The 2,727-nt window shown below is 47.5% G+C and carries 1 protein-coding gene and 1 tRNA gene; both read left to right on the plus strand.

Translation table 11 applies throughout. From position 1 onward, the window contains the following. Nucleotides 1-914: 914 nt before the first annotated feature. Nucleotides 915-1,895, plus strand: coding sequence for an LAGLIDADG family homing endonuclease (locus B7L70_RS12305; protein ID WP_081228432.1), 981 nt, complete (start codon nucleotides 915-917; stop codon nucleotides 1,893-1,895). Nucleotides 1,896-1,971: 76 nt separating this feature from the next. Next, a tRNA-Leu gene (locus B7L70_RS12310) sits at nucleotides 1,972-2,087 on the plus strand. The last annotated feature ends 640 nt before the right edge of the window (nucleotides 2,088-2,727 follow it).

Raw genomic sequence — 2,727 nt, forward strand, 5'->3', positions numbered from 1 at the left:
CCCACCGACAAAGCCCGATGCGGTGTAGGAGTGCCGTAGGGCTGGTTGGTGGGGGTGCCGGCTCCTAGGGACCCGATGGGCTCTGGAACTCCAAGGGCAACCCTAGGAACCGGCACGGGGAGTGGGCTCTGGAGGGAAAGGCACGGGCAGAGCATAGCCGCCCAATAGCCCAAAACAAACAAGCAACAAACGAGCCGAGGAAGCAAACAAAAACTCAAAACCACAATCGAGTAAACAAACAAAAGCCAGCAAACCCTAGGCTTGAGGAAACAAAAACCAACAAGGAATAGAAACACCACGAAGAACAATTGAGTAATTAACGAAACAAGGAATTAAACAAAAGGTTTAATCATTGATTCGAGGTGTGGGAAAAGAGAAAGTCATCCCTAGGGGCTGCTGAACAAGTGGCTAGGGAAGTGCGGGAACAAATGAGTTATAAGGCACTAAGGCGAAAGAGGACTTGCCCCGCAACCCGGCGGGGTCTCATGGGGGTCACCTGGGGAAAGTATGTGGAGGGCTGGGGTGCCCGGGGTGCTTCTGCTCCCCCGGGCCCGCCAACCATCCTCTCCTAGTTTTCATTTCTTAGTCGTATCTCTTTGCTGGGAGGGGTGGTGGTTTGGGGCTCGGGGGAGTAGGGGCATCCTTGGGTGTCCTCCCTCGGGAGGGCTACCAAGGCACTGTCCCGAAACCTTGGGCTCCCGTGGAGGACCACAGTCCTCCACGTATTTTTCCCAGGTGACCCCCATGAGGGTCTCAAAACCTCTCCATAACCCTGGGGCCCGGGAGGTTGCCCCGGCGCCCGTGGTCCCAGGGAAACCCCGCCGGGGTTGGCCTGGCGGGATGGAAAGGCCGGGGAGAGGACTACGCTGCCTGATGCTGCTTAGCACCACTAACGCTCTACGAGGTGATAAGCCATGAACCCACAAACCCACAACAGTGGAGCAGGTAGGAGTAGGCTTGTGGAGGAGATTGAGGTGATGTTGAGAAAGGAGTTTGGCTGGAATGAGGTTGTAATGAGTGAAAGAATGTGGAGGTTTATTGGTGTTAACACGGAGGAACTACTTAATTACGGCATAAATCCACATGAGTGGATAGAGATTCTACGCCACCTCAGTATAAACGACACATACATGCTAGGTGCGGTGCACGGCGACGTATATGTAAGACCAACATCGCCGAGCTGGTATGAGGTTTCAACGGGCACAACGAGTTCATCAGGTGTGCTGTATTTTGAGAGGTTTATGAGAAGAATAAAAATGCCAAGCGTTGAACTTACGTGGAGAAAAATGCGGAGTGTTAAATTTACGACAGGGGAAAAGCCCGACGCGATCTGTGTAAAGTTCTATGTTAAATTAAGAAAAAGTGAGTGGCCGTGGTATGGCAAGGGTTACGAAATAATAAAGAGCTTCAACGCAACTGAACTGCTGAAATACGTCGCCGGTTTAATAGACACGGACGGCATAGTCGCATCCGAGAAGCAGCCGCATGGGTATAGATTCGAGATAGATATAACTTCCGCCAACATCGAGTTTTTAGAGTTCCTTAAGAACATGGTTTATGAGAGATTGGGCATTACGGGCTCGATTAAGAAGTCGAAAGGGGATAGTAGATTGCGGTTTCGAAGTTTGCAAGCTGTTCAGTTGTATGAGGGGTTGCGGCAATACCTGGCGCACCCAATGAAGAGGTTGAGGGCGGAGGTGTATTTGAGGTATTACAACAAGGAGTTTACAATAAGAGAGTTTGAGCACTTTTACGAGCCACTGAAATACGATAATGATGGCAACGACCCAAAGAGGTACCACGCCGCAGATATGCTCACCCAAGCGGCCCCACAAACCCACACCCACGGGGATACCCTTTCCCGTATACCCTCTCCCGTTAAATCTTTAAGCTAGCCATTAAGAATAGGGTTAAGACGTACATGAAAACCAGGACGAAAAAGTTAAAAGCCTGCGGTGTATAATAGGGCTTGCGGGGGTGCCCGAGCCAGGACAAAGGGGACGGGTACTCCGTGCCAAGCTCACGGAGCCGCAATTAGGTCCCGTTGGCGAAGGCCTGCGTGGGTTCGAATCCCACCCCCCGCACCAGAGATTGATATTCTTTATTATATATTGCATATCACGTGTAAATGAGCATGTTAGTTAAAATTAGTAATATAAGGCTGATTAAGGGCGCATTTTTATAGTTATTGAAAGCACTTAAAAAGAAGTCCGAGAAATAGGCATGTGCTTGGGATTTTTTATCGTGTAGTACCAATATTGAGATGCATGATTTGCGTTGGTGGTGCGTATCACGATAATATGCTAAATTTATTTTCAGGTATTACGAGCATACCTATATCGGTTTACATACCGGTTATTATCTTACCCATCACTATTAATACTCCTTGTGTTTCTGATTATTTATAGGAACAGTACTGTATGGCGTATAATTATCATCACCTTAACAGCAGCCCTTATATTAATAACGAAGGTATTTAGTAATCAATACATAACAATAATAGCAAGTCGTATCAACACGGTAAAGCCGCATATTCAACGCTGTGTGATCACCATTACCATACCCAACCCTTATCATGCATACTCATTGGTCGTTTATGCCATCGCAATTACACTAATTTTGGCAGCATTTATGCTTCAGATACACAATAAGAAATAGATATTTTAGAAATGAAAAATGCGTGATTTATGATTATCAGGGCGGAGTTTCTGCTTACATAGTTATTAT

The sequence above is a fragment of the Vulcanisaeta sp. EB80 genome (assembly GCF_002078205.2).